Source organism: Sulfitobacter sp. LC.270.F.C4 (assembly GCF_032922545.1).
Classification (GTDB): domain Bacteria; phylum Pseudomonadota; class Alphaproteobacteria; order Rhodobacterales; family Rhodobacteraceae; genus Sulfitobacter; species Sulfitobacter profundi.
Window position 1 is genome coordinate 2,857,661 of the sequence record NZ_CP136692.1, and the last position, 26,692, is coordinate 2,884,352.

General features: G+C 61.7%; 32 protein-coding genes and 1 tRNA gene. 20 read left to right on the forward strand and 13 right to left on the reverse strand.

Going from position 1 to position 26,692, the window contains the following annotated elements; genetic code table 11:
- Positions 1–44 precede the first annotated feature (44 nt).
- Positions 45–1,631, reverse strand: coding sequence for a gamma-glutamyltransferase family protein (locus R1T45_RS17810; protein ID WP_317389780.1), 1,587 nt, complete (start codon positions 1,629–1,631; stop codon positions 45–47).
- Between the two features lie 597 nt (positions 1,632–2,228).
- Positions 2,229–2,318 (reverse strand) — tRNA-Ser (locus R1T45_RS17815).
- A gap of 435 nt (positions 2,319–2,753) precedes the next feature.
- On the opposite strand from R1T45_RS17815, the gene R1T45_RS17820 reads away from it, so the two are divergent.
- Positions 2,754–3,056 carry a hypothetical protein gene (locus R1T45_RS17820; RefSeq protein ID WP_317389781.1) on the forward strand — a complete coding sequence of 101 codons (303 nt, stop codon included), beginning with the start codon at positions 2,754–2,756 and terminating at the stop codon, positions 3,054–3,056.
- Between the two features lie 85 nt (positions 3,057–3,141).
- Here R1T45_RS17820 and ychF read toward each other — a convergent pair whose 3' ends face one another.
- Both ychF and R1T45_RS17830 read right to left on the reverse strand, forming a co-directional pair.
- Positions 3,142–4,239, reverse strand: coding sequence for a redox-regulated ATPase YchF (gene ychF / locus R1T45_RS17825; RefSeq protein ID WP_067623025.1), 1,098 nt, complete (start codon positions 4,237–4,239; stop codon positions 3,142–3,144).
- Positions 4,240–4,298: 59 nt separating this feature from the next.
- Positions 4,299–4,490, reverse strand: a complete 192-nt coding sequence (locus tag R1T45_RS17830; protein ID WP_067261693.1) for a hypothetical protein — start codon at positions 4,488–4,490, stop codon at positions 4,299–4,301.
- 154 nt (positions 4,491–4,644) lie between these two features.
- Between R1T45_RS17830 and trpA the strand changes: the two genes are divergently transcribed.
- The 8 genes from trpA to R1T45_RS17870 all read left to right on the forward strand — a co-directional run bounded on the left by trpA (position 4,645) and on the right by R1T45_RS17870 (position 11,306).
- Positions 4,645–5,436, forward strand: a complete 792-nt coding sequence (trpA, locus tag R1T45_RS17835) for a tryptophan synthase subunit alpha (RefSeq protein WP_317389782.1) — start codon at positions 4,645–4,647, stop codon at positions 5,434–5,436.
- Between the two features lie 139 nt (positions 5,437–5,575).
- Positions 5,576–6,766 (forward strand): alpha-hydroxy acid oxidase, encoded by a 1,191-nt coding sequence (locus R1T45_RS17840; protein ID WP_120350513.1) that lies wholly within the window; start codon positions 5,576–5,578, stop codon positions 6,764–6,766.
- Positions 6,739–7,380: a hypothetical protein gene (locus R1T45_RS17845; RefSeq protein WP_240791681.1), complete on the forward strand. Its 642-nt coding sequence runs from the start codon at positions 6,739–6,741 to the stop codon at positions 7,378–7,380. Before R1T45_RS17840 ends, R1T45_RS17845 begins: the two co-directional genes overlap by 28 nt.
- 112 nt (positions 7,381–7,492) lie before the next feature.
- Positions 7,493–8,149 (forward strand): 50S ribosomal protein L25/general stress protein Ctc, encoded by a 657-nt coding sequence (locus tag R1T45_RS17850; protein WP_317389783.1) that lies wholly within the window; start codon positions 7,493–7,495, stop codon positions 8,147–8,149.
- 181 nt (positions 8,150–8,330) lie between these two features.
- Entirely contained in the window at positions 8,331–9,044 is a 714-nt protein-coding gene (gene pth / locus R1T45_RS17855; protein WP_317389784.1) for an aminoacyl-tRNA hydrolase, read from the forward strand.
- A 105-nt stretch (positions 9,045–9,149) separates the two neighbouring features.
- On the forward strand, positions 9,150–10,325 hold the full coding sequence (locus tag R1T45_RS17860) for a serine hydrolase (RefSeq protein WP_317389785.1): 1,176 nt from the start codon (positions 9,150–9,152) through the stop codon (positions 10,323–10,325).
- 16 nt (positions 10,326–10,341) lie between these two features.
- Positions 10,342–10,725, forward strand: a complete 384-nt coding sequence (locus R1T45_RS17865) for a DUF2237 family protein (RefSeq protein ID WP_120350508.1) — start codon at positions 10,342–10,344, stop codon at positions 10,723–10,725.
- Positions 10,726–10,727: 2 nt separating this feature from the next.
- Positions 10,728–11,306 (forward strand): DUF4893 domain-containing protein, encoded by a 579-nt coding sequence (locus R1T45_RS17870; protein ID WP_120350507.1) that lies wholly within the window; start codon positions 10,728–10,730, stop codon positions 11,304–11,306.
- 15 nt (positions 11,307–11,321) lie between these two features.
- Here the strand turns inward: R1T45_RS17870 and R1T45_RS17875 are convergent, their stop codons facing one another.
- The 6 genes from R1T45_RS17875 to R1T45_RS17900 all read right to left on the reverse strand — a co-directional run bounded on the left by R1T45_RS17875 (position 11,322) and on the right by R1T45_RS17900 (position 16,634).
- The gene (locus R1T45_RS17875; protein WP_067625949.1) at positions 11,322–11,855 is read right to left on the reverse strand and encodes a helix-turn-helix transcriptional regulator; all 534 of its coding nucleotides are present in this window, start codon (positions 11,853–11,855) and stop codon (positions 11,322–11,324) included.
- Positions 11,856–12,058: 203 nt separating this feature from the next.
- On the reverse strand, positions 12,059–12,325 hold the full coding sequence (locus R1T45_RS17880) for a tryptophan synthase subunit beta (RefSeq protein ID WP_317389786.1): 267 nt from the start codon (positions 12,323–12,325) through the stop codon (positions 12,059–12,061).
- A 39-nt stretch (positions 12,326–12,364) separates the two neighbouring features.
- A complete protein-coding gene (locus tag R1T45_RS17885) occupies positions 12,365–12,631 on the reverse strand; it encodes a tryptophan synthase subunit beta (protein WP_317389787.1) in 267 nt (88 codons plus the stop codon).
- Between the two features lie 40 nt (positions 12,632–12,671).
- Positions 12,672–12,938: a tryptophan synthase subunit beta gene (locus tag R1T45_RS17890; RefSeq protein ID WP_317389788.1), complete on the reverse strand. Its 267-nt coding sequence runs from the start codon at positions 12,936–12,938 to the stop codon at positions 12,672–12,674.
- Positions 12,939–13,372: 434 nt separating this feature from the next.
- On the reverse strand, positions 13,373–14,605 hold the full coding sequence (trpB, locus tag R1T45_RS17895; RefSeq protein ID WP_067625961.1) for a tryptophan synthase subunit beta: 1,233 nt from the start codon (positions 14,603–14,605) through the stop codon (positions 13,373–13,375).
- A gap of 88 nt (positions 14,606–14,693) precedes the next feature.
- Entirely contained in the window at positions 14,694–16,634 is a 1,941-nt protein-coding gene (locus R1T45_RS17900) for an AsmA family protein (RefSeq protein WP_317389789.1), read from the reverse strand.
- Positions 16,635–16,696: 62 nt separating this feature from the next.
- On the opposite strand from R1T45_RS17900, the gene rimO reads away from it, so the two are divergent.
- Entirely contained in the window at positions 16,697–18,070 is a 1,374-nt protein-coding gene (gene rimO, locus R1T45_RS17905; RefSeq protein WP_317389790.1) for a 30S ribosomal protein S12 methylthiotransferase RimO, read from the forward strand.
- A gap of 17 nt (positions 18,071–18,087) precedes the next feature.
- Here the strand turns inward: rimO and R1T45_RS17910 are convergent, their stop codons facing one another.
- Positions 18,088–18,582, reverse strand: coding sequence for a lactoylglutathione lyase family protein (locus tag R1T45_RS17910; RefSeq protein ID WP_317389791.1), 495 nt, complete (start codon positions 18,580–18,582; stop codon positions 18,088–18,090).
- 95 nt (positions 18,583–18,677) lie between these two features.
- On the opposite strand from R1T45_RS17910, the gene R1T45_RS17915 reads away from it, so the two are divergent.
- From R1T45_RS17915 to trhA, 3 genes are all read left to right on the forward strand, one after another.
- Positions 18,678–19,568: a LysR family transcriptional regulator gene (locus R1T45_RS17915; RefSeq protein ID WP_317389792.1), complete on the forward strand. Its 891-nt coding sequence runs from the start codon at positions 18,678–18,680 to the stop codon at positions 19,566–19,568.
- A gap of 139 nt (positions 19,569–19,707) precedes the next feature.
- Positions 19,708–20,091, forward strand: coding sequence for a hypothetical protein (locus tag R1T45_RS17920; RefSeq protein WP_132446849.1), 384 nt, complete (start codon positions 19,708–19,710; stop codon positions 20,089–20,091).
- 69 nt (positions 20,092–20,160) lie between these two features.
- Entirely contained in the window at positions 20,161–20,781 is a 621-nt protein-coding gene (gene trhA / locus R1T45_RS17925) for a PAQR family membrane homeostasis protein TrhA (protein ID WP_259949973.1), read from the forward strand.
- Here trhA and R1T45_RS17930 read toward each other — a convergent pair.
- Positions 20,778–21,134, reverse strand: coding sequence for a YigZ family protein (locus R1T45_RS17930; RefSeq protein ID WP_120350499.1), 357 nt, complete (start codon positions 21,132–21,134; stop codon positions 20,778–20,780). The two genes, trhA and R1T45_RS17930, sit on opposite strands and share 4 nt — an antisense overlap.
- A 4-nt stretch (positions 21,135–21,138) precedes the next feature.
- Positions 21,139–21,873, reverse strand: coding sequence for a M48 family metallopeptidase (locus R1T45_RS17935; RefSeq protein ID WP_409202624.1), 735 nt, complete (start codon positions 21,871–21,873; stop codon positions 21,139–21,141).
- Positions 21,874–22,011: 138 nt separating this feature from the next.
- Between R1T45_RS17935 and R1T45_RS17940 the strand changes: the two genes are divergently transcribed.
- The 7 genes from R1T45_RS17940 to R1T45_RS17970 all read left to right on the forward strand — a co-directional run bounded on the left by R1T45_RS17940 (position 22,012) and on the right by R1T45_RS17970 (position 26,561).
- The gene (locus R1T45_RS17940) at positions 22,012–22,242 is read left to right on the forward strand and encodes a hypothetical protein (protein WP_317389793.1); all 231 of its coding nucleotides are present in this window, start codon (positions 22,012–22,014) and stop codon (positions 22,240–22,242) included.
- A 10-nt stretch (positions 22,243–22,252) separates the two neighbouring features.
- Entirely contained in the window at positions 22,253–23,131 is an 879-nt protein-coding gene (locus R1T45_RS17945) for a branched-chain amino acid aminotransferase (RefSeq protein ID WP_067942742.1), read from the forward strand.
- Positions 23,132–23,228: 97 nt separating this feature from the next.
- Entirely contained in the window at positions 23,229–23,687 is a 459-nt protein-coding gene (locus R1T45_RS17950) for a universal stress protein (protein WP_040700546.1), read from the forward strand.
- A 136-nt stretch (positions 23,688–23,823) separates the two neighbouring features.
- On the forward strand, positions 23,824–24,384 hold the full coding sequence (locus R1T45_RS17955; RefSeq protein WP_067942740.1) for a NifU family protein: 561 nt from the start codon (positions 23,824–23,826) through the stop codon (positions 24,382–24,384).
- Positions 24,377–25,000 (forward strand): tRNA (adenosine(37)-N6)-threonylcarbamoyltransferase complex dimerization subunit type 1 TsaB, encoded by a 624-nt coding sequence (gene tsaB, locus R1T45_RS17960; RefSeq protein WP_317389794.1) that lies wholly within the window; start codon positions 24,377–24,379, stop codon positions 24,998–25,000. The genes R1T45_RS17955 and tsaB overlap by 8 nt, the downstream gene beginning before the upstream one ends.
- Positions 24,997–25,452 (forward strand): GNAT family N-acetyltransferase, encoded by a 456-nt coding sequence (locus R1T45_RS17965; RefSeq protein WP_317389795.1) that lies wholly within the window; start codon positions 24,997–24,999, stop codon positions 25,450–25,452. The genes tsaB and R1T45_RS17965 overlap by 4 nt, the downstream gene beginning before the upstream one ends.
- A 107-nt stretch (positions 25,453–25,559) precedes the next feature.
- Positions 25,560–26,561 (forward strand): BMP family protein, encoded by a 1,002-nt coding sequence (locus R1T45_RS17970; protein ID WP_120350495.1) that lies wholly within the window; start codon positions 25,560–25,562, stop codon positions 26,559–26,561.
- Positions 26,562–26,692: the final 131 nt, after the last annotated feature.

Here is a 26,692-nt window from a genome sequence, read left to right on the forward strand (position 1 = left end):
CGATACCGAGCCATGCCATCCTACGTGGGCAGATGCCCTATGGCTCAGAAACCCGCCGCCTGCCCGTCTTTGCGCGGATCGGACCCGGCGGAATAGCCGCCTTCGGGCAAGCGCTGCACCAATTGCGCCCCGCCGAAACCGAAAGCATTGTCAGGCGCTTCGACATGGACGACATGGCCCAGATCGCGCAGCCCTTGCAAAAGATCGGGCGCCATTGCCGGTTCGCAGGCCACCTCCAACCCCGATAGGATCCGCCAGCGCGGCGCATCGGCGGCCACCTGAACGTCCTGCCCCCAAAGCTGTGTGCGCAGCAGCAGTTGCATATGGCCTTGGGCCTGAATTGGCCCCCCCATCATGCCATAAGCCATCAAAGGCTTGCCGTCCTTCATCGCGAAACCGGGGATGATCGTATGGAAGGGCCGCTTGCCCCCCGCCACGATATTCTGATGCCCCGGCTCGGTGGTGAAGCCAAAGCCACGGTTCTGCATCGACACGCCCGTTCCCGGCACCACCACGCCCGAGCCGAAGCCCGCGTAGTTCGACTGGATGAAACTGACCATCATGCCCGAGGCATCCGCCGTGCTCATCAAGACAGTACCGCCTTGTTTCGGCGCACCCGCACCAAAGTCCTGCGCCTTCTCTGTTGAGATCAGCGCCGCACGCGACTTGAGGTAGTCCGGATCAAGCAGCGCCTTTTCGTCGACCTGCGTCATGGCGGTCCGATCCGCCACATAGGCATGCAGATCGCTATACGCCAGTTTGCAGGCTTCGATCTGCAAATGCGCCGCCATCAGGTCGTCGGCCCCGTGGGTGCGAATGTCGCTATGCTCCAGAATGCCAAGCGCCATGAGCGCGGCGATCCCCTGCCCGTTTGGCGGAATCTCATGCAGATCCACACCGTCGAAGCTTTGGCTGATCGTGCCGCACCATTCGGGCTTGTTGGCCGCCAGATCGTCCATGGTCATCGCGCCGCCATTGGCCTTGGCATGGGCCACAATCTCTTGCGCGATCTCACCTTCATAAAAGGCGCGGCCATTGGTTTCGGCGATCAGACGCAGGGTGCGTGCGGCGCCGGGGTTGCGGAACCGCTCGCCCGCGCGCGGGGCGCGGCCCTCGGGCAGAAATGTCTCGGCAAAGCCCGGCTGCTTGCCCAAAACCTCGGCCCCGCGCGCCCAAAGCGTCGCGATGGTGGGCGAAACGAGGAAGCCCTCTTCGGCATAGCGGATCGCCGGGGCCAGCACGGTCGCCAGATCAAGCTTGCCGAACTTCTCCATCAACTCGACCCAAGCACTGACCGCGCCCGGCACGGTCACGCTGTCCCAACCATGTTCGACCATGCCATCCGGAAACCGCTCGGGCGACCATGCCGCAGGCGCCCGACCCGAGGCGTTGAGCCCGTGCAGTTTCTCGCCATCCCACAGGATACAGAAGGCGTCAGACCCCAGCCCATTGCCCGTCGGCTCCACCACCGTCAGCGCCGCGGCGGTGGCGATTGCAGCATCCACCGCATTGCCCCCCTGCTGCATCATCAAAAGACCGGCCTGTGTCGCCAAAGGCTGAGAAGTCGCCACGACATTGTCGGCAACCACGGGGGATCGGTGGGACGGGTAGATGGGATCGTGACGAAGCATAGCTGTCCTTTGCTTGGGTAAGGCCAGCGGCGCGGTCAAACCGGCCGCCTGTGGCGTTGCCGGCAAAGTGAACGTGAATGCATCTGCATGCAACTGCCCAGCAGAATAATTCCGAGGTCAGAGAGTGGGCCGATTGCTGTCGCGCCAACCGCGGTTGCCTTGCGACCTGCGCGCCTTGAGCCGCAGTATTTTGCGATGGTGACGGAAACTTCGTTCGCAATGAGAGGGGGTGAAAACCACGACCCAGAGGGCCCAAAGACGGCTCGCCTCTCGATATTGCCATGCCCTTGCACAAAGCGACTGGTCGGCATCGGAAAAGATGCAATTGTGCAGAATGCGAGACCAGTCTCTAACGTTAACCAACATCTGGAACCTCCCTTTCGCATGGCGACAGGGCATCGCGCCACTGCAACCGCCTAGGATTTGGTCCCCCCGGATGGTGAAAATGCTCGCCTAAAAATCTGCCGAGAATAAGGCGGAGGGCTGCCAAAACCGTGCCGCGCAAATGTAACGAATTCGCAAAGCGAGGGTGCGCTGGGTGAAATCGGGGGGGGATGAAGGCCCACGCGGGGCGCAGTGCCACAGGTTTGGTCGGGGTGGCGGAGACGAAGGGATTCGAACCCTCGAGACCCTTCCGGGCCTACTCCCTTAGCAGGGGAGCGCCTTCGACCACTCGGCCACGTCTCCGTCGACCCGTTTAGAGAGGTCGCGCCCGGGTGACAAGGCGAAATTCACAGGTATTTCTGCATTTTTCTAGGTTGGTTTCTTTTCATCTGGCTGGCGTGCGAGGCCGAGCCGCCGTGAAGCGCGCTTGGTCGTGCTGCTTTGCAGAAAGATGGCTGTTGCGCTGCTTTGTATGAGGCCGTTTCCCGGGCATGGGGAGCGGCTGTAGCAACTAACACAGGAGCGTGAATGACTTGTGAAAACGCCGCGGTAATCACGATAACCAATTGATATATAACATATATCTCTGCGAAAACCGATCCCTGCGCCGCTCAAATGCCCCAGATCGCACCCAATCTCGCTGCAGGGGCGAAACTTTCATGACCGGACACCCGTTACTTCACCACAAACGATGACATCGCAATGACGCGATTTAAGAGAAAACCAAAGGAACACATTATGAAACTGATTATGACCACCGCCGCCGCCGCTTTGATTTCCACCGCTGCCGTTGCCGACAACTCCACCCGCTACAACGACATTTTTCTCGACACCTCGGTGACTGCTGAGACAGCCGATGTCTATGGCAACAATGACCGCATGCGGAACCCGAACGCTTCGACCAGAGCGAATGACATCATGCTGAACACCGCCGACGCCGATAAGAACCGCGACACCGTGATGAGCACGCGCAACGCCCTGCGCAGCCCCGGTGAAGGCTATGTCTACGGTGGCTTTGGCCCGGGCAACGACAGCAAATAAGCTGTCACCTGCCAACAAAAAAAGCCCGGCAGCGCAAGCTGTCGGGCTTTTTTGTTGGCAGGGTCAAAGACCCCTGCGAAATCGATCAGGTGTTGAACAGGAAGTGCAGCACGTCACCGTCTTTGACGATATAGCTTTTGCCTTCGGCGCGCATCTTGCCCGCCTCTTTCGCGGGGCCTTCCCCGCCGAGGCCTACGAAATCATCATAGGCGATGGTTTCGGCGCGAATGAAACCTTTCTCGAAATCGCCATGGATAACGCCCGCTGCTTTGGGCGCCGAGGTGCCGGTTTTGATTGTCCAAGCCCGTGCTTCCTTAGGACCAACGGTGAAATAGGTCTCAAGATGCAAAAGCTCATAGCCCGCGCGGATCAGACGGTCGAGGCCAGCTTCTTTCAAGCCCATTTCTTCGAGGAACATCTCGGCCTCTTCGGCCTCAAGCTGGCTGATTTCCTCTTCGATCTGGGCAGAGATCACCACGTGCGAATTGCCCTGCGCTGCGGCCATCTCGGCCACTTTGGCGGAATGGGCGTTGCCCTCGGCGGCCTCGGATTCGCCCACGTTACAGACGTAGAGCACCGGCTTTGTGGTCAGCAATTGCAGCATACGCCACGCTTTGGCGTCGTCTTCGTCGACCTCGACTACACGCGCGGGGTTGCCAGCTTCCAATGCCTCAAGCGCCATGCGCATCAGACGTTCCTGCTGCACCGCTTCCTTGTCCCCGCCGCGCACTTTGCGCACGATGTTTTGCAAGCGTTTCTCGATGCTTTCAATGTCGGCCAGCATCAGTTCGGTGTCGATGGTTTCGGCGTCCGCCACCGGGTCCACGCGGCCTTCGACATGGGTCACATCGCCGTCTTCAAAGCAGCGCAGCACATGGGCGATGGCGTCAACTTCGCGGATATTGGCGAGGAACTGGTTGCCCAAGCCTTCGCCTTTCGACGCGCCCTTCACCAGACCAGCGATATCAACAAAGGTCATGCGTGTTGGGATGATGCTTTTCGACTTGGCGATTTCGGCCAGCGTGTCGAGCCGCGCGTCGGGCACGGCGACTTCGCCGACATTGGGCTCAATGGTGCAGAACGGAAAATTCGCCGCCTGTGCCGCTGCGGTGCGGGTCAGCGCGTTGAAAAGGGTCGATTTGCCGACGTTCGGCAGACCGACGATGCCCATTTTGAAACCCATGACGATACCCCTATAAAAGCTGCGCGTGTGTTAGGGGTAGCGGGCGCAAAGCGCAAGGCTCAGCGCGCGCGGCGGTCCTGATGCGCCTGATAGATCAAGATCCAAGCCAGCAGGATAAACATCGGATGTGTCAGCCCACCTGAAAAGATGATCGCGGGCAGCCAGATCAGGAAGACCACGATGGACAGGATCGGCCGACCGATCAACAGGATCGACAGCGGCGGCAGGAAAAGGGCGAGTACATAGTTCATGCGCCATGAGATAGGCGGCTTTGCGCAAAATGGAAGGGCGCGGCCTGCCACGCGCCCCTGATAGGGGAATTTTGCCGCCCCCTGCCCCACGGTGGATTGATTTTCACCGCGACATTCGGCATTGCCGAGGAAAGCACCAAATGAGGCAAGCCACATGACCCGTATCGACGCCAAATTCGAAGACCTCCGCGCCCGCGGCAAAAAGGCGTTTGTGTCCTATGTGATGGCCGGCGACCCGGATTTCGACCGCTCCCTTGAGATCGTGCGCGGCCTGCCTGCCGCCGGGGTGGATATCATCGAACTTGGCCTGCCTTTCACCGATCCAATGGCCGACGGCCCCACGATCCAGCTTGCCGGTCAACGCGCCCTCGAAGCGGGTATGACGCTGAACCGCACGCTGGAAATGGTCCGCGCCTTCCGCGAGAATGACGACACGACCCCGATCGTGCTGATGGGCTATTACAACCCGATCTATTCCATGGGTGTTGAGAAATTCCTAACCGAAGCCAAAGACGCCGGGATCGACGGGTTGATCGTGGTAGACCTGCCACCTGAAGAAGACATCGAACTGTGCTTGCCTGCGCAGGATGCCGGTCTGAACTTCATCCGCCTTGCCACGCCGACCACGGATGACAAACGCCTGCCGCGCGTGGTGCAAAACACCTCTGGCTTTGTCTACTACGTCTCAATCACCGGCATCACCGGCTCAGCTGAGGCGAATGCCGCGGATGTTTCGCCCGAGGTTAAGCGCATCCAAAAGGCCAGCGGCCTGCCCGTGATCGTGGGCTTTGGCGTGAACACCCCAGAAAAAGCCCGCGCCATCGCCGAAGTGGCAGACGGCGTGGTGATCGGTTCGGCCATCGTGAACCGTATCGCCAATGGCGACAGCCCCGAGGATGTTTTGGCCTTCGTCAAAACCCTCGCCGACGGCGCGCATTCAGCGTAAACCCCTTCGCCTCAAGCAATGACCAAAAGCCCGCGCTGCCCCACTGGCCGCGCGGGCTTTTTCATTGCTGCGGCCTTCCCAATTGCCAAGCCCCCCGCCAGTTGCTACCAAAAGTTAACCCATTCAGCACAGGTGGCCCATGCCCGTCATCACCAGCATCGACGATCTCAAACGCATCTACAAACGCCGTGTCCCGCAGATGTTTTACGACTATGCGGAATCGGGCAGCTGGACAGAACAGACATTTCGCGAAAATTGCAGCGACTTTGACCAAATTCGCCTCCGCCAACGGGTCGCGGTGGATATGTCGGGCCGCAGCACCGCAACCCAGATGATCGGCGAAGATGTGGCCATGCCGGTGGCACTTGCTCCGGTTGGGCTGACCGGCATGCAATGCGCAGACGGAGAGATCAAAGCCGCCCGCGCGGCAGAGGCCTTTGGCGTGCCCTTCACCCTGTCGACCATGTCGATCAACTCAATCGAAGATGTGGCCGAGGCGACGACAAAACCCTTTTGGTTTCAACTCTATACCATGCGCGATCAGGACTATGTCAGCCGCCTGATCCAGCGAGCGAAGGACGCCAAATGCTCCGCGCTGGTGATTACACTCGACCTGCAAATCCTTGGTCAGCGGCATAAAGACCTGAAAAACGGACTTTCCGCCCCGCCCAAACTGACGGTGAAAACCCTTGCCAACCTTGCCACCAAATGGGGCTGGGGCCGCGAGATGCTGGGCGCCAAGCGGCGGCATTTCGGCAATATCGTCGGCCATGTGCATGGGGTGACCGACAACGCCGACCTTGGCGCATGGACGGCAGAACAGTTCGACCCCTCGCTTGATTGGGACAAGATCGCCAAGATCAAAGAGCAATGGGGCGGCAAGGTGATCCTCAAGGGCATCTTGGATGCCGAAGACGCGCGGATGGCGCTCAAAGTCGGGGCAGATGCGATCATCGTCTCCAACCACGGCGGGCGACAGTTGGATGGGGCGCTGAGTTCGATCCGCATGTTGCCCGAAATCCTCGACGCTGTGGGCGACCAGATCGAAGTCCACCTCGATGGCGGCATCCGGTCGGGTCAGGACGTGCTCAAAGCCATGGCGATGGGCGCCAAAGGCACCTACATCGGCCGCGCCTTTATCTATGGGCTGGGCGCGATGGGCCAACCGGGCGTGACCCGGGCGCTTGAGGTGATCCACCGCGAGCTGGACCTAACCATGGCGCTTTGCGGGGAAACCCAAATCGCCAACCTCGGGCGGCACAATCTGCTGATCCCGCGTAATTTCGGCGGCGACTGGCAGGAATGGCCGCGCGATCCGGGCAAATGCTGATCTTTCTCAACCGCAACCTCACCTTTCTCGCCACGCCGAAAACCGGGACCACCGCCGTTGAAATGGCGCTGAAACCCGAGGCCGAGATCGTCTTTTCGCGCAGCCGCAAGCATCTGACCGCGCTGCGCTATCGGCGCCGCGTGCTGCCCTTTTTGCAAGAGACCTTTTCAGCCTCGCCCGAACCCTTGGCCGTGATGCGCGATCCCGTAGAGCAGATCCGAAGCTGGTACCGCTACCGCAGCCAGCCCCGGCTGGATGGCAAGAAGCTCAGCACCAAGGGGCTGACCTTCGAGGCGTACGCGTTGGAAGTGATCTCTGACGCGCCACCGCCGCGCGCGCAGATCGGCAGCCAGTTTGACTTTCTGACCTCGAACCAAGATGACCTTTTGGTGCAGCACCTCTTTGCCTATGAACGCCAGCCGGCCTTTCGCGATTTTCTGGCCGACAGGCTGGGGCGCGAGGTCAAGCTGAAGCCCAAGAACGTCTCCCCCGATCTGCCCGCACCCCTGTCAGGCGAGGTCGAATCTCGGCTCCGCACCGCGCGCGCCAAGGAGTTCGCTCTCTATGACCGCCTCATGGCAGAGGGTGGCTACCTGCAGACCCCGCAGGAATAGCGCCCCCGCTGCCCTTTTGCCCTTTCCAGCCGGGCAAAACCGGTCTATACGCGCGGCTTCACGCGGGAATACAGCCTTGGAGGATTCCCGCCCTAATCAATTGGAGACTAAAATGGCCGGAGAGATTCCTGATCTTGAAGCCCAGGTACGTACGGGGACAGGCAAGGGCGCCGCTCGTCAAGCACGTCGTGACGGCATGGTTCCTGGTATCGTATTTGGTGGTGACAACGAGCCGCTGCCGATCAATATCCCGTTCAACAAGCTGCTGACCCGTCTGCGTCAGGGCCGCTTCAAAGCGACCTTGTTCAACCTCAAGGTTGAAGGCCACGACGACGTTCGTGTGATCTGCCGCGACGTTCAGCGCCATGTTGTCAAAGACCTGCCCACGCACATCGACCTGATGCGCCTGAAGCGGACCACCAAGATCAACCTGTTCATCAACGTCGAAGTTAAAGGCGAAGAAGAATGCCCCGGCCTGAAAAAGGGTGGCGTGCTCACTCTGGTTCGTCCGGAAGTTGAACTGGTCGTGACTGCTGCGGACATCCCTGAGTTCGTAACCGTGGACATCACCGGCCTCGAAATCGGCGACAGCGCAACCATCAGCCGCGTTGACCTGCCCGAAGGTGCCAAGCCCACAATCGACCGCGACTTTGTTGTGGCCACGATTTCGGCTCCTGCTGGCCTTGCCGCGTCGGATGACGACGAAGACGAGACTGCAGCGGACGAAGTACCGACAACCGAAATGGGTCCGCCCGACGGTGAAGAATAAGCATCAGCCGCAAGGCAATGCTGGAACGGGGTCGCATCACGCGGCCCCGTTTTGCGTTTAGGGGGTGATTTCTTTAAAAGAAATCACTGCGGAATTTTCGAAAAAGCCCGGCACACAGCAGGCCATTCCATCCCCCTGCCCCGCTTGTTAAACTGCCGCAAAACCACAGGAGACCCCGCCCATGAAACTGATCGTCGGCCTCGGCAATCCGGGTGCGAAATACGCCCGAAATCGCCACAACATCGGCTTCATGGCGCTGGACCGCATTGCCGACGATCACGGCTTTGCCCCGTGGAAGGGCAAGTTTCAGGGCAGTGTCAGCGAAGGGCGTTTCGGCTCCGACCGGGCGGTGCTGCTTAAGCCCGAAACCTTCATGAACAACTCTGGCCAATCGGTGCAGGCGGCGATGAAGTTTTACAAGATCGACCCCGTGGATGTGATCGTCTTTCATGATGAACTCGACCTCGCCCCGGGCCGCGTGAAATGCAAGACCGGCGGCGGCCATGCGGGCCACAACGGCCTGCGCTCGATCCACGCGCATATCGGGGCAGAATATGACCGCGTGCGCATGGGCATCGGCCACCCCGGCCACAAGGACGCGGTCGCGGGCTATGTGCTGCGCGACTTCCCCAAAGCGGACGAAGGCTGGCTGGACGATGTGCTGCGCGGCGTCTCGGACGGGGCCGCCGATCTGGCGCGAGGCGACACCGGGCGCTTTATGAATGCCGTGGCGCTGCGCGTGGCCCCACCACGGTCGGGCACCGGCAGCAAGGGGCCAAAGAAACCCGCCGAAGCACAGCCAAAGCCCGCCCCCAGCAAGCCCGTCCCCAGCAAGCCCGAGCCGGAGGCAGAGGCCCAATCGCCGCTGCAAAAGCTGATGCACCGCTTTCGCTGAGCGCCCCAGTCTGACGTTCAGCCTGACGCCCAGCCTGACTGACGCAATGTCGGGCTGGCCCCCGCCCCTGCGCCGTGGTTCACTGAAACTGAACAGGGGGACATCATGCATACATTCGGAAAATGGCTTGGCCGGGTCTTTCTCGCGCTTTTGGTCGCGGCAGTGGTCATCGGACTTTGGAAGCGCGAAGAGATTGAGCGGCTTCTGGCGGTGAACTCTCTCTTCTCCGAAGAGAAGATCGTGCAGAACTTCAGCCATATGGACGGCGCGTTTCTTTCTGCCTCGATTTCGCGCGGGGACGGGCTGACCAGCGAACTTGCCTACGGCCCTGAGACCGAACTGCCCGATGCCGTCGACGACTGGATCGCGGCGCGCGATGTGACCGCGCTGGTGGTGCTGAAAGACGGTGCCATCGTCTATGAGAACTATTTCAAAGGCACCGGCCCCGAAGACCGCCGGATCAGCTGGTCGGTGGCGAAAAGCTATCTCTCGGCTCTGGTGGGCATCCTGCTGGAGGAAGGGCAGATCGCATCCCTCGACGATCCGGTCACGAAATACGCGCCCAATCTCAGAGGTAGCGCCTATGACGGGGCAAGCTTACGCAACGTGCTGCATATGGCCAGCGGCGTCACCTTCGACGAGGACTATCTCGACTACGATTCAGACATCAACCGCATGGGCCGGGTCGTCGCCTTGGGCGGCAGGCTGGATGACTTCACTGCCGAATTGACCGAGACTTTCACCCAGCCGGGCAGCCAGTGGCAGTATGTCTCGATCGACACCCATGTCATCGGCATGGTGGTGCGCGGCGCCACCGGACGCAGCGTGCCGGAGTTGCTGAGCGAAAAGGTCATCGCGCCCTTGGGTCTGGAACATGCGCCCTATTACATCGTTGATGGTTCAGGCACTGCCTTCGTGCTGGGCGGGCTGAACATGACCACACGCGACTATGCCCGCTTTGGCCAGATGTTTGCCCAAGGTGGCCAATGGAACGGCAAGCAGGTCGTGCCCGCAGACTGGGTGACAGCATCAACCAACCCCACCGCCCCCACTGCGGAGGGGCAGATCGGTTACGGCTACCAATGGTGGATCCCCGTGGGCGCGGCAGAGGGGGAATATATGGCGCGCGGCATCTATGGGCAGTACATCTATGTCGACACCGCCCGCGATGTCGTCATCGCCACCAACGCCGCCGACCGTAAATTCCGTGAGGCCGGGGTGGCGGAGCAGAATATTGAGATTTTCCGCGCGATCGCGACCTCCGTCTCTGGCGGGACCTAAGGCAGAAAGGGAAGATATGACACCCGACAGCAGCATCAACGTCCTGAACCAGCCCCTCGTGATCTGCGGGACCGACCCGGTGACGGGCTTCTTTCGCGACGGGCATTGCAACACCTGCGCGCAGGATCAGGGCAGTCATACGGTCTGCGCGGTGATGACGGCAGAGTTTCTGGCCTATTCGAAATATGTCGGCAATGATCTAAGCACCCCGCGCCCCGAATTCGGCTTTGTCGGGCTCAAGCCGGGCGATCCTTGGTGCCTTTGTGCCGCGCGTTTCTTGCAGGCCGCGGATGAGGGCTGCGCGCCGCGGGTGCACTTGGCCGCCACGCATCTGCGCGCGCTCGATATTGTGCCGCTGGACGTGCTGCGCGACCATGCCATCGACGAAAGCGAGGGATAATCATGCGCCTGCGCCTCCTGCCCCTTCTGCTGCTGTTGCCTGTCTCCGCATGGGCGGAAACCACGCTCCGCCCCGCCGATAGCGCCCGGCTGGACAACTTTGACGCTGCCTTTGGCGATGCCATGATGCAGGGCTTGGCGGGGGGCGAAGCGGGGGACGTGGCGGCCCTGACGCGCGCGCTCTCCGGGCAACCACAGGTCGCCTTTTCCGCCGATTTGCAGGGGGAATGGTCCTGCCGCACGATCAAGCTTGGCGGGATCAGCCCGCTGGTGGCCTATTCCCCGTTCAAATGCCGCTTCACCGCCAGTGATCGCGGGTTCACCTTTGAAAAGCTTACCGGCTCGCAACTGACGCGGGGGGAGATCACCCTGCGCGCGGGCCGTGCGATCTATGCTGGGGTGGGCTATGTCCGGGGCGAAACACCTCCCGATTATGCCGACCTGCCCGAAGATTTCACCTCTGGCGGCAAGGTGCAAAGCGACGTGGCGGTCTTTCAGCGGGTCAGCCCCACGCGGGCGCGGCTGTTGTTTCCGTCACCGGCTATTGAGAGCGATTTCGATATTCTGGAACTAACGCGCTAAGGCGCCACGCCGCCCTTAGGCCGCGTGGCAGAGTTGTAGCTTGGACTTCGGTCGCGGCATCAGCGCGTCGTCCATCAGGTCTTCGATAAATGTGCTCAAAAGCTGGGTCCGCCCGGTGACACCGGCCTTGCGATAAATCGCATTGGTCTGCGCCTTCACGGTCCCTTCAGAGGTGCCACGCATCTCAGCAATGTCGCGTGTATTCAAACCCTTAGTCAGGAAAATAGCCACGTCCCGCTCTGCCGGGGTGAGGTGCCATTCGCGAAAGTGTTCTTCGAGCACATCAGCGAATTCCACCGTACAATGACGCAGCGCCGTCTCTGCCCGCTCGGCGCGCTGGAGGCTCATTCGCAGGGCCATCCAGCCCAGAACGACCCCAAGGATCAGACCCAAAACCTGGATCCCTTTGTTCGGCCCAATGTCAGCCAGAGGGGTGCCAAAAAGCGTTACGCCCCGACCCTCCAGTGCAAAAACGAGCACGAAATAGACAGTGGCGTTAAACTGTAGAGCGGCGATAACCCACAGTGCGATCTTTTTCTTATTATTCATGGTGAAGCCTTGCCTTGGTATCCGCCGTATCTAACCGCGGCACACCGAAGTGCAAGGGATGGCGGCCATGCGCCATGATCAACCCTTAGTGATTTGGCACCCGCCCCGAAGGGCGAGTGCATTGTCTTGAGGCCAGTATAAGGGAGGCTTCGCTGGCCGGAAGATTTTTTTAGCGCAATGCCTTAGATGGCATCAGCCCGTATTTAGCGCGGGAAGCTGTTCACTTTCGCGGCGTCTTGCGCGGCGGGGAAAACGGTGACGGTGACGTCGGATGTGTCTTCGGCGCGGAAGCTGCCGCTGTTGAAGATGTCCAGTTTCACGTTGTCGACCGCGTCATTGCGGCTGGAGTAGGAAACGCCTGCATCCGCTTTGTCGTTATAGCCGATTTGCTGGCCTTCCATGCCTTGGGCGAAAGCAGCGGAACCTGCTGTTGCAAGGATCAGGGCGGTTGTTGCGAGTGTCTTTTTCATGTCGTGTCCTTTGGGGGGAAAGTTGGGGTCGCGCAGTGATCAGCGCGGGAAACGGTTGACCGAAGCGTCGCTCTGCGCGGTCGGGAAGACGGTGATGGTCACGTCGGACAGGTCTTCGGCGCGCAGGTTACCGGCTTTGAAGTTTTCCAGTTTGGTCTCATCCACAGCTTCGCTGCGGCTGGAGTAGGAAACGCCATTGTCGGTCTTGTCGTTGTAGCCGATGCGCTGGCCTTCCATGCCTTGAGCGAAAGCAGCGGTGCTTGCTGTGGCGAGGATCAGGGCGGTTGTTGCGAGTGTCTTTTTCATAGTCTTAGCCTTTCGGGGGAAAGTTGGGGTCGCGCGGTGTTTAGCGCGGGAAGCGGTTGACCGAAGCGTCGCTCTGCGCGGTCGGGAAGACGGTGATGGTCACATCGGACAGGTCTTCGGCGCGCAGGATACCGTCTTTGAAGTTTTCCAGTTTGGCCTCATCCACAGCTTCGCTGCGGCTGGAGTAGGAAACGCCATTGTCGGTCTCGTCGTTGTAGCCGATGCGCTGGCCTTCCATGCCCTGTGCGAAGGCGGCTGTGCCTGCTGTGGCAAGGATCAGTGCGGCGGTTGCGAATGCGTTTTTCATATCGTGTTCCTTTTCAGTCCCGGGGTGGGTTGCGAGCCGATCATCAGTGACGCGGCGTCGTTGGGATGACATGGAAAAGGGCATTCGAGGGGGTATTGGCTATCTGCCCCGGGTTTAAATCGGCCGATCTAAACCCCTGTAAGAGCGTCATAAACTTTGGTTTACGGAGCCATGGCAGAGCGAAAAACGAAGGGAAGATGCCTTAGCGTCAAGCCTGCAAGGGCGAAACAGAGTTTCGCGGGCAGGCGCGCGGGCTGTAGGCGGAGGCTAGCGGGTCTTTTCTCAATGTGAAAGTTTTTTCGCTTTTTTTTGGCAAAGAACTTCGCCCCCGGCGCAAAGTTTATGCGAAAATCGCGCGATTGGCTTCGGCCCAAAAAAACGGGCCCGCGTTTTCACACGGGCCCGTCAAATTCTAATCAGATTCGGAAGCGGATTTAGGCGAATTCACCCATGTCGAAGTCCAATGCCCGGGCGACGGTGAAGATATCTTTGTCGCCACGGCCACACATGTTCATCACCAGCAGGTGATCTTTCGGCAGTTCCGGCGCGATCTTCATCACATGCGCCAGCGCATGGCTGGGCTCCAGCGCCGGAATGATGCCTTCGAGGGAACAGCACAGCTGGAACGCTTCCAGCGCCTCACGGTCGGTGATCGAGACGTATTTCGCGCGGCCAATGTCGTGCAGCCACGAATGCTCTGGCCCGATGCCGGGATAGTCGAGACCCGCCGAGATTGAGAAGCCTTCGAGGATCTGCCCATCGTCGTCCTGCAACAGATAGGTGCGGTTGCCGTGCAGCACGCCGGGGCGGCCCCCGGTCAATGAGGCGCAATGCTCCATCTTCTCATTCACACCCTTACCACCTGCTTCGACGCCGATGATGTTCACCGATTTGTCGTCAAGGAACGGGTAGAACAGGCCCATCGCGTTCGACCCGCCGCCAATAGCGGCGATCAGCGTGTCGGGCAGACGGCCCTCGGCCTCCTGCATCTGCTCGCGGACTTCCTTGCCGATGATGCTTTGGAAATCGCGGACCATCGCCGGATAGGGGTGCGGCCCGGCCACGGTGCCGATGCAATAGAAGGTGTCGCGCACATTGGTCACCCAGTCGCGCAGCGCGTCGTTCATCGCATCCTTCAGCGTGCCACGGCCCGAAGTCACCGGCACCACTTCGGCGCCCAGCAGGCGCATGCGGAAAACGTTGGGCGCCTGACGCTCAACATCATGCGCGCCCATATAGACCACGCATTTCAGCCCGAACTTGGCACAGACCGTCGCCGTTGCCACGCCGTGCTGGCCCGCCCCGGTTTCCGCGATGATGCGTTTCTTGCCCATGCGGCGCGCCAGAATAATCTGGCCCAGCACGTTGTTGATCTTATGCGCGCCGGTGTGGTTCAGCTCGTCGCGTTTCATATAGACCTTGGCGCCGCCCAGATGCTCGGTCAGCCGTTCGGCGTGATAAAGCGGGCTGGGGCGACCGACGTAGTGGGTCCACAGATCATGCATCTCGGCCCAGAAACTGTCGTCGGTCTTGGCCTTCTCATATTGCTCTTCTAGCTCAAGAATGAGCGGCATCAGCGTTTCCGAGACAAAGCGCCCGCCGAAATCGCCGAAACGGCCCTGTTCGTCGGGGCCGGTCATGAAGCTGTTGAAAAGATCGTTGGCCATTGCGCCTCTCCTAGAATGTCGCGTCAGCCTTACCGCAGCCCGCCCCCATGCGCCACCATGAGTTTCGCCAAGCGGCTGCGGTCGGCGGCTAGTCGAAGAGTTTGAACAGCTCGCGTTTCAACGCATTCTCCAACTCATCCTTCACGATATCCTCGGTTGAGCGGCTGTCATCCGGCGAGATACTCAACTCTTCTTGGATTTTCTCGCGCACCACATCCTCGGCCCGCTGCTTTTCCTCGGCGAAATTCAAGTCGATCGCGGCGCGCAGATCGGCCTTGATCTCAGGGTCCGCCCATGGCCCGGTGATCCGCACCGGCACCGCCAGCCCGCCGCGCGCGGCATTGACGCGCAGCGCTTTGGGGGTGACGGTATAGTCGAGCGTCCGTGCGCCCAGATTGACCTGCCCCGCCCCGGTCGCGTTGAAGTTCGGCAGCAGCATCAGCAGATCGTCATTGCGCAACACGCCCCCGGCGATGTCGAATGTCGCCTCAACGGAATCGAACACCGTACTGCCGCCCTCGGCATCGACCGAGCCCAAGAGCGCATCCAAATCGATTCCGGCAATCGTGCCGCGCCCCATGCTCAGCGTCCCATTGCCACTGAGCGAGCGCATGATCGCGTCCAGCGATTGCCCGGAGCCGAGGAAAGACAGCGCCGCTGTCCCATCCCCAGTAAAGCGCGTCACCCCGGCGGTATCTTCCAGCAGGTCGCGCATCTGGACGCCCTGCGCCGTCAGCTTGCCGCCCACCGACAGGCCGCTGCGGTTGTTCATCACGAACTCGCCTGCGACCTTGCCGCCATAGGCGTTCATATCCTGCAGATCGAACACCATCCGCGCACGGTCATTGCGCAGCACGGCCCGTGTGGGCCCAAGAGCGAGTTGCCCGAGATCAATGCTCTCAGCGCTCAGCGCGATGTCGCCGTCGAAAGCCGCAAGCCAATCCGCGTTGATTTCCTGCCGAGACCACCCCTCCAGACCCGCCGTTGTCGGGCTACCGCTGCCGCCCGTCTCTGCCGTTTCGTCCGACAGGGCCGAGAGGTCCAACGCCCCGGTGCGCAGATTGGCGGTGATGCGCGGCGTGCCATTCAGCGCCAGATCGGCCTGCCCGGTCAGGCTGTTGCCGCCCAAGTCCACCGCGATATTGCGCAGCGCCAAACGCCGATCCGCCGTCAATGTCAGCCCACTGCGCAGATCGACTGACTGGCCCAACCCCCGTGGCAGCGTGACACCGCCCGCCCCGAAAGACGCCAGAAACCGCGCCGTATCGGGGCTATCGACCCGCAGATCCCCCGCCAGTGCACCATTGAGCGATCCGCGCCCGTCAAAAGAGATTTCGCCCCCGCGCGTCGCAACATCCGCGCGCAGCGGCTGCACGCCGCCCTCCAGAAAATCCGCAAAGCCTTCGATCCGCGCGGCAAGCTGAACCGCCTCCCCCGCCGGGGCCATGCTGGCGGTGATATCCGCGGCCCCGCCCCGCTCGGGCCAATCGAGCGCCAGATCGACACCTTCATAGCGCAGCACATCGGCCCCTTCGGCGTCATAGATCAGCGTGGCATCGGTCACCGTCAGCTTCTGAATGCTCAGGGGGCGGCGGCGGCTGGCGGTCGGTTCGCTCTGCGTCTCAATCCGCGCACCGCTGCTGCTGTCGGTGAACTGCCAACTCGCCCGCCCATCAAGGCGTTGCTCCAACCGGATCACCGGGCTTTGCGCCGCGATATTGGTAATCCGAATCTCGCCGCGCAAAAGCGCGCCTGCATCCACCCCAATCGCCGCATTCGCCGCCGTCAGCATCGCGCCCTTATCGGTCCAATCCGCATTGCCGACCTCAAGCCCGCCCGCGGTCACCCCCAGCACCGGCCAGAGCGTCACGCCCACATCGCCGGTGATCGACACCGCGCGCCCCGTCATTCGGCTGAGTTGGTCACTTGCGATCCGCGCGATCCGGTCACCCGGCAGCAAGAACAGCGACCCCAGCATGACCACAATGATCAGCAACAGCGCGCCGATACCGCGTATAATCCATCTCATGGCTCTCTCCTCCTGCCCGGCGGCTCTTTCCCCGCTCACTTGCATGCCTTATAGCGCAATGCATGAGCACAAACCCACCCAATCTGCGCCCCGACCTCGCCCCACAGGCGAAGATCAGCAACCCCGCCCGTCCCGGCCAGCCGACAATCGGCATGGTCAGCCTCGGCTGCCCCAAGGCGCTGGTGGATTCAGAACGCATTCTCACGCGGTTGCGCGCCGAGGGCTATGGCGTCTCGCCTGACTATGCGGGCGCGGATGCGGTGATCGTCAACACCTGTGGTTTCCTCGACAGCGCCAAGGCGGAAAGCCTCGACGCCATCGGCGAAGCGCTCAAGGAAAACGGCAAGGTCATCGTCACCGGCTGCCTGGGGGCCGAGCCTGACTATATCCGCGAACACCACCCCAAGATCCTCGCCGTGACCGGCCCGCATCAATATGAACAGGTACTCGACGCGGTGCACGGCGCGGTGCCGCCCAGCCCTGACCCGTTTATCGATCTGCTGCCCGCGCAACAGGTCTCGCTGACCCCGCGGCATTACAGCTACCTCAAGATTTCCGAGGGCTGTAACCACAAGTGCAAATTCTGCATCATCCCCGACATGCGCGGCCGCCTGCAAAGCCGCCCCGCCCATGCGGTGATGCGCGAGGCCGAGCGGCTGGTCGACAATGGCGTGAAGGAACTTCTGGTCATCAGCCAAGACACCTCCGCCTACGGGGTCGACATCAAACACGCCGAAGACCGTGGGCACCGTGCGCATATCACCGATCTCGCGCGTGATCTTGGCTCGCTTGGCGCTTGGGTACGCCTGCACTACGTCTACCCCTACCCCCATGTGCGCAAACTGATCCCGCTCATGGCCGAAGGTCTGGTGCTGCCCTACCTCGATATTCCCTTTCAACATGCCCACCCGGATGTGCTGAAGCGCATGGCGCGGCCTGCGGCGGCGTCCAAGACGCTGGATGAGATCGCCGCATGGCGCGATACCTGCCCCGACATCACCCTGCGCTCGACCTTCATCGTCGGCTATCCGGGCGAGACTGAGGCCGAGTTCCAGACCCTGCTCGATTGGCTTGATGAGGCGCAACTCGACCGGGTCGGGTGCTTTCAATATGAAAACGTCGAAGGCGCGCGGTCCAACGCCCTGCCCGACCATGTCGCGCCAGAGGTCAAACAAGACCGCTGGGATCGCTTCATGGAAAAGGCGCAGGCCATTTCCGAGGCCAAGCTCGCCGCCAAGGTCGGCAAGCGCATCGACGTGATCGTTGACGAGATCGACGAAGACGCTGCCACCTGCCGCACCAAGGCCGACGCGCCTGAGATCGACGGCAACCTTTTCATCGACGAGGATTTCCAGAACCTCAAAGTCGGCGATATCGTCACCGTTGAAGTCGAAGAAGCAGGCGAATACGACCTTTGGGGACGTCAGATCACCTGACGCCCCCCGGTGGCCGATCAGGCGTAGGCGCCCGCCGAATAGGTTAGCTCATAGCTGTGGCTGTAAAGCTCGAACACGATGCCAAAGGGGTCTTCGACATAGACCATGCGGTAGGGTTTCTCGCCCGGGAAATACTCCCGCACAGGCATCCGCTGCTTGCCGCCCGCCGCGACGATCCGCTCCAACAACCCTTCAACATCCGGGTCTTGGATGGCAAAATGGAACGTGCCGTGGCGCTTGTGCTCCATCTTTTCTTCGGGGGCGTAATTGCCGGGGAATTCAAAGATTTCGATGCCGATGCCATCTGCCGTGGCAAGATGGGCAATGCGCAGCGATCCCCAGCCGGGGCCGAAAACATCGGTGCACATGACGCCGATGGCCGTGTCTTCTTCTACCGCTTCGGTGGGCTGCATCACGATGTAAAAGCCCAACACTTCGGAATAGAATTTAACCGCAGCGTCGAGGTCCGGCACGGATAGGCCGATGTGGGAAAAGGTACGGGGGGTGGTCATGGGGTATCTCCTGTTTGCGTTGAGCTTGAGATAGACAGGCACGCCCCACATATGAAATTATCAAACCTCATCTAAATCATAACGAAACGTTTGATATGCTGAATGCCACTTGGCTTGAGACCTTCACCACCCTTTGCGAGGCGGGCCATTTCACCCGCACGGCAGAGCGGCTCAACATGACGCAGCCCGGCGTGTCGCAGCATCTGCGCAAGCTTGAGGATCAACTGGGCCAGCCGCTGATCGCGCGCGAGGGGAAAAGTTTCACCCTGACCCCGGCCGGTGAAGCGCTGTTGGAGACCGGCCTTGCCCGCCGCCGCGAAGAGCAGCGGCTGCGCGAACGGATCGCCACCGATCTGCCCGACTGCGGCGTGGTGCATATCGCCTGCTCCGGCAGTTTCGCCATATTGCTCCAGCCCCTGCTGCTAGAGTGGATGGCCAACGCGCCGGACCTCTCCCTGCACCTCGAAGCCGCACCCCAAGCCACGATCCGCGCCGGGTTGCTGGATGGGCGGTTCGATCTGGGCGTGCTCGCCGATGATCCCGCCCATGCCAGACTGGAAGCCCAGCACCTGGGACGCGAGGAACTTTGCCTTGTTCTACCGGTTAATGCATTGGAACAGATAGAAAGTTTCGCCGATCTTGAAGCGCACGGCTTCATCGCGCATCCCGATGGCTTTGCCTATGCCGACGATCTGTTGCAGTTGAATTTTCCGGGCAGCTATCCGGGGGCCGACCGGATCCGCCTGCGCGGCTACGTGAACCAAATCGGCCAGATTCCGGCGGCGGTGGCGCGGGGGGTGGGCTACACGCTTTTGCCCCGCAGCGGGGTCGAGACTTTTGCCGCGAAGGACGAGCTTCGGCTGCTGCCTCTGCCCAAACGGCGCTGGCATGATCTTTGGCTCGCTTCGCGTCGCGGACGGCCCTTGCCTGCCCGAATGCGCAGAGCGGCAGAGCTTATCGGCGAGGCCGCAGCGACACTCCAATAGGCTTACATTTCGCCGATATTGTGGAACCAAACCACCCCGCTACTAGATATACCATCAAGGAAGGGCGCGACTACGGAGAGACTTGAACTTGTTCCCTTTCTGTTCTATATGTAGAACGCAGTAGCAGAGGAATGACCACATGTCTTTTCAACCTCAGTTTCCCGGCATCTTCGACCCCGACCAACAGGGTCGCCCGCCGCGCGGCAGCGACAGTGCACAGCCCAAACAGGCCGACCGCCGCATGCCCGCGACCGAAAAGCAGATGCAATACGCCCGGACCCTTGCCAAGAAAACGGGCAGCGCGTTGCCCGAAGGGATCGAGGGTGACCGCACGGCGGTGTCAGAATGGATCGACGCCCATAAACCGCAAGCGCTAGAGGGGCCTTTCGCCGCCTACCCGTCTGCCAAACAGGTCGCCTTTGCCGAACGCATCGCGCGCTTGAAACGCCGCGATGTGCCGCAGGAGTGTTTTCGCGACAAAACCCTGATGTCGCGCTGGATCGACGGCAACAAACCGCGCTGATCCGTCGGGCCGCCCGATTGACGCGGCGTCACCTATGGCATGGCAGAACGACGCTGCTACCTTTTCGGCATGGCTTATCCGACTTCCACTTCTGAGACCTTGGCTGATGGCACAGTGCATCTGCTCAGCCTCGGATTTGCTATCCCTGCCAGCATCTTTCTGATGATGCACGCCGCAGGTCAGGAGGGCACGCTGACCGCCACCGTGATCTATGCGGCGTGTATCCTTGCCTCCTTCACCGCCTCCGCCGTCTACCACCTGCTGCCCTTCGACCGCAGTCGCGCTTTTCTGGGCCGTGTCGACCACGCGGCGATCTATTTCAAGATCGCGGGCACTTACACGCCGCTTGTCATGGTGATCGGCTCGGGATTTGCCTACGGCATTTTGGGCGTGGTCTGGGCGCTCGCGGTGATCGGCGCGGTGGCAAAGCTCTGGTTCTGGCGCACCGATGCGCGGGGGTCACTGGCGCTCTACCTCGGGATGGGGTGGCTCTCGGTCCTGTTGATCTACCCGATGTGGCACAATTTGCCCGGTGCCGCCTTGGCGCTGGTGGCCGCGGGCGGGCTAACCTATTCGGCGGGCACATTGATCTATGCCCACCCCGGCATGCGCTATCAAAATGCGATCTGGCATGTCTTTGTGTTGATCGCCACGGCCTGTTTCTTTGCCGCGATTGCACTGAGCCTTTAGGCCGCCACCGCATCCAGATAGGCCCGCACGCAGGTCTGGACATGGCGAAACCGATCTCCGCCCAGATGTTTGCCGCCGTACCAACGGGTGACGACGATAAGGTGATCTTCCAGCCCTTCCCGCTCCAGCATGCGCAGGATCACCATCCCGGCACCGGATTCGCCATCATCCCCTTTCAGCGGGCCGCCGTCTGAGAACAGCACCGCCCATGTGTTATGCGTGGCCTTGGCGTAGGATTTCTCGCGCTTGAGGTCTTTTAACGCGGCGTCGACCTCGGCACGATTGCGCGCGGAACAGCCCGACACCGCGTATTTCGATCCGCGGTCGTTCAGTACCTGTCCCAATTTGCGCAAACCGTCACAGCCCCGCCATGGTGCGCCGCACGATATCGATCCGCGAACTGTTGGGCGGATGCGTGCCAAGGAAACGGTCGCCGGGATCGGGAATGCGGGTAAAGAATTCCGCCCCCCGCAACGGATTATAGCCCGCCCGCGCGGTGATGATCGTGCCAAGGGCATCGGCCTCAAGCTCGAAGTCCTTGGAGTACCGCCGCGCGCCGACCTCAGCACCCAGTTCCTGCGCCGTGCGCACAGCGGTCGCGTCCCCACCGCTTAGCGTGGCGATCCCGGCAAAGATCACCGCGCCCGCCATGGCGTTTTGCTGCTGGCGGCCAATATGGCCCGCGATGTGATGCGCGGCCTCATGGCCCAGCACGAAGGCCAGCTCGTCTTCGTTGCGGGCATCGGCAATCAACGCCAAGGTAAAGGCGACAATCGGGCGGCCGTTTTTATCTAACGTTTGAAAGGCGTTGGCAGGCTGGCCGGGGCGATCATCGACCACGATATTGAAGTCGCAATTCATCCCCGTGGTGCGGTTGCGGCACTCCCGCTCGGCCACGGGCTCAAGCGTGCGAACCACCTGCACAAAGCTCCGCGCGGCGGCGTTCGCGCTTAGCCGTGGGCCCGACTGCCCAGTGGTCTGCTGCCCGGTGGTCTGCGGCCGGTCGACCTGGATCGGCCCTGTCTGAACCGGTGCCACCTCGCAGGCCGAAAGCAGGGCGATGACGGCAAATGCGCCAAGGGCATTCAACAATTTCACGGCAAGTCCTCGCTCGGTTTTTCCTCGCCCACCTGTCTATCATGACGCCCCGGCGCTGCCACCCCCGTTCACAGAGCTTTGACGTCCCAACGGCGGTCTTGCGCTTGCGAGCACAAAGCCTAATGTGCCCTCATGTTTACCATCGAGCACGAATTCGACGCCACCGTCATCACCCTGATCGACGAATCCGACGCCCCCCTGCGCGAGGACGTGATTGTCTCTGCTTTTGCAGGACAGATCACGATCGAGCAATGGGACGCGCGCACTGACCGTGTGGTCAAGATCACCCTGTCCCCCGCGCAGCTGAGCGATCTGACGGCGGCATTGAACCTGCCCGAGGGCATCTACCGCAGCAATTCCTAAGGATCGTCACATGGCCACCGGCACAGACATCAAGACCTATTTCAACGGCGCATGGCACGACGGCGATCTGCCCACCATCAAGGCTGCCGATCACGGCGCATGGCTCGGCACCACCGTCTTTGACGGGGCGCGGCTGTTTGACGGGCTGGCCCCCGATCTTGAGGCGCATTGCGCGCGGATCAACCGCTCTGCCCGGGCCCTCATGATCACCCCCACGGTCGAGACCGAGGACATGATCGAGATGTGCCGCGAGGGGCTGAAGAGTTATTCGCGCGATCAGGCGGTCTATATCCGCCCGATGTATTGGGCGCTGGCGGGCGATGAGTTGGGCATCGTGCCGCGCGAAGGTGCGACCGGCTTCGCCATCAGCCTTGAGGCGATCCCCATGGCCCCGCCAGAGGCCGCAACCACCCTCACCCGCACCCGCTTCCGCCGCCCGGTGCTGGAGGACAACGTGGTTAACGCCAAAGCAGGCTGTCTCTATCCCAACAACGCCCGGATGATGGTCGAGGCGCGGTCCAAAGGTTTCGGCAACGCGCTGGTGGCCGATGCCATGGGCAATGTCGCCGAAAGCGCCAGTGCGAACGTGTTCATGGTCAAGGATGGCGAGGTCTTCACCCCCATTCCAAATGGCACGTTCCTTGCCGGGATCACCCGCGCACGGCATATGTCGAACATGCGCGACGCGGGCATGAAGGTGCATGAGACCGTCCTCAGCTTTGACGATTTCCATGCCGCCGATGAGGTGTTCCTGTCGGGCAATATGATGAAGGTCACCCCCGTCCGCGCCTTTGACGACACGCAATATGGCACCGGGGACAACCAGAACCCGGTGACCCGCCGCGTGCGCGAAATGTATTGGGATTGGGCCGCAAGTCAGCGCGGCTGAAGGTCCGGGCGGCAGCGGCGCGCGAAACCAATTGCCAGCGTCGTCCGCCCGCGCCATGATCGTACCGCACCGGGAGGAGGTGCGGAGAGAGGGTTTGATGCGGAAATTCCTAGTGGTGCTGGACGATAGCACCGAATGTTTGAATGCCATGCGCTTTGCCGCTCTGCGCGCGGCGCGCACCGGGGGCGGCGTGGCCGTCCTGTCGGTGATCCCGCCCGAAGAGTTCAACCATTGGATCGGCGTCGGCGACCTGATGCGCGAAGAGGCCCGTGAGCGGATCGAGGTGCATTTCGAGGTCTTCGCCAAATGGATGCGCGACAAACAAGGCGTCGATCCTGAGTTGATCATCCGCGAAGGTGAGCCCACGGATGAGATCATCCAACAGCTTTCAGATGACCCAGACATCGGCGTGCTGGTGCTCGGCGCCAGCGGCGACCGCAAGAAAGGCCCCGGCCCGCTTGTTACGCAATTGTCGCGCTCTGCCGGGGCTCTGCCTGTGCCGATCACCATCGTGCCCGGCGATCTCAGCAAGGAACGGCTCGAAGCGATCACTTGACCGCCGCCCACGCCTGACCCAGCCCTGCATCCCGCCCCTCCGTGTGGGCCACACACAATTTAGAACGGTTCTAAACCTTGACTTGCCGCCCGCGCAGGCGCATATCAGAACCCACGCCGAAAGCGAGGTACACCCCATGTTCATCCAGACCGAATCCACTCCGAACCCCGCAACGCTCAAGTTCCTGCCGGGTCAGACCGTGCTGGAGATGGGCACCGCCGATTTCCCGACCCCCGATGCCGGGGCGACATCGCCGCTGGCCCAACGGCTCTTTTCCGTTGAGGGTGTGACGGGCGTGTTCTTCGGCACCGATTTCGTCACCGTGACAAAGCAAGACGCGGTGGAATGGGACCATGTGAAACCCGCCCTGCTGGGCGCGATCATGGAACATTTCCAATCCGGTGAGCCGGTCATGGCCTCTGACCACCAGCCCACATCGGGCCACGCCGCCCATGATGGCGAGGACGGTGAAATCGTCGGTCAGATCAAAGAGTTGCTCGACAGCCGCGTGCGCCCTGCCGTGGCCCAAGATGGCGGCGACATCACCTTTCACGGGTTTGAGCGTGGCGTTGTCTATCTGCACATGCAAGGCGCCTGCGCGGGCTGCCCCTCGTCCACTTTGACGCTGAAAATGGGCATCGAAAACCTGCTGCGCCACTACATCCCCGAGGTGACAGAGGTTCGTCCGGTTGCCTGACCATCGCGCAAGCGGGCCGCTCATTCTGGCCTTCGACACATCGGCCGCGCATTGCGCGGCCGCTTTGCTGTCGGGCGACCGGGTATTGGCGGCGCGCGTGGAGCCGATGACCAAGGGCCAAGCCGAACGGCTGTTGGTGCTTTGCGAGGAACTGCTGAGTGACGCGGGGGTGGCCTACGCCGATCTTGACGCGCTTGGCGTTGGCATCGGTCCGGGCAATTTCACCGGCATCCGCATTGCCGTCTCCGCCGCGCGTGGGTTGGCGCTTGGCCTTGGCATTCCGGCGGTCGGGGTCGATGCCTTTGACGCATTGCGCGAGGGTCACGATGGCCCCTGCGCCTGCGCTGTGGATGCACGGCGCGATCAAGTCTTCCTCCAAGGCTATGACAACGCAGGCATTTCCGCCCCCGCCCTTTACGACGCATCCGGTCTTCCGGCCTTCACCGGCCCCCTCATCGGCGCGGGCGGAGAGCCCCCCGCCATGCCGGTGGCCGAAGCCATCGCCCGCATAACGGCCCGCCGTTTCGCCGACAGTCCAGCCCGCCCCGCGCCGCTTTACCTGCGCCCCGCCGATGCCGCCCCGGCGCGCGACGCGGCCCCGGTGCTGCTGCCGTGACACCAGCCGCGCTTGCGGCCCTCCACGCCGCTGCCTTTACCCAAGACAGGCCGTGGCAGGAGGCAGAGTTCGCCAGCCTGCTGGACAGCCCCTTCGTGCAGCTTTTCACCCGCCCCGGTGGCTTTGCCCTGACCCGCACCATCGCGGGCGAATCTGAACTGCTCACCCTCGCCGTCGACCCTGCCCGGCAGCGCCAAGGGCTGGGCCGCGCCCTTCTGCACGACTGGTTGGCGGCCCTGCCGGCCGACTGTGACAGCGCCTTTCTTGAGGTTGCCGCCGACAATCTGCCCGCCCGCGCGCTCTATGCGAATGAAGGCTTTGCCCAAATTGCCACCCGCCGTGCCTATTATGCGCGCAGGGGTGTGGCGGCGGTCGATGCCTGCATTCTGCGGCGCATGTTGACCCGTGGTCACTGTGGCGATCCCGCCGCCCTGCCCGCAAAAAGCGGTTGACCCTACCCCCTGCCTGCGCCCTAAATTACACCTGATCATATGATCCACAAACGCCGTGGCGGCAGCACCTGCCCGACCGCCCGGCACCACAAACCGGGAGACGATAAATGACCCTCATGACGAAATTCCTCGGCGCAGCCGCAGGCTTGGCCCTGACATCGGGCGCCGCGCTGGCCGAACCCGCGCTGATCTTTGACCTCGGCGGCAAGTTCGACAAAAGCTTCAACGAAGCGGCCTTCAACGGCGCGACCCGCTGGGCCGAAGAAACCGGTGGCAAATTCGCCGAGATCGAAATGCAGTCCGAAGCGCAGCGTGAGCAGGCTCTGCGCCGCTTCGCCGAATCCGGTGCCAACCCGATCATCACCATGGGTTTCGCCATGGCCGATCCGCTCTCGACAGTGGCCCCTGATTATCCCGACACGAAATTCGCCGTGGTCGACGTGAACTGGCTCGACCTGCCCAACGTCCGTCAGGTCAGCTTTGCTGAGCATGAAGGGTCCTACCTTGTCGGCGTGATGGCCGCGATGGCATCTGAGTCGAATACCGTCGGCTTTGTCGGTGGCATGGACGTGCCGCTGATCCGCCACTTTGGCTGCGGCTATGCCCAAGGCGTCATGGCGACCAACCCCGATGCCAAAGTCATCGCCAACATGACGGGCACAACCCCCGCCGCTTGGAACGACCCGGTGAAGGGGTCTGAGATCACCAAAGCCCAGATCAACCAAGGCGCTGACGTGGTCTACGCCGCAGCAGGCGGCACCGGCGTGGGCGTGCTGCAAACCGCCGCCGACGAAGGCATCCTGTCGATCGGCGTGGACAGCAACCAAAACCACCTGCACCCGGGCAAAGTCCTGACCTCGATGCTGAAACGTGTCGATGTCGCGGTCTATGACGCGATGATGGCGGGCGAAGACCTCGAAGTTGGCGAAGTCGTGACCCTCGGCCTTGCCGAAGAAGGTGTCGGCGTCGCCATGGACGAGCATAACGCCGATCTCGTGACCGAAGAAATGAAGGCTGCCGTAGACGAAGCGCGCCAGAAGATCATCGACGGCGAGATCAAAGTGGTTTCCTACTACGAGAATGACAGCTGCCCGGCGCTGGACTTCTGAACTTAGATTAACCAAAATGACCACAAGGGCCGCGCCGTTCCACCGGCGCGGCCCTTTCCGAACATGACAGCGTGACACGGACAAAGATGGCTCATTTCCAGATCAAGGGCCGCCACGCCCGCAGGACCTTT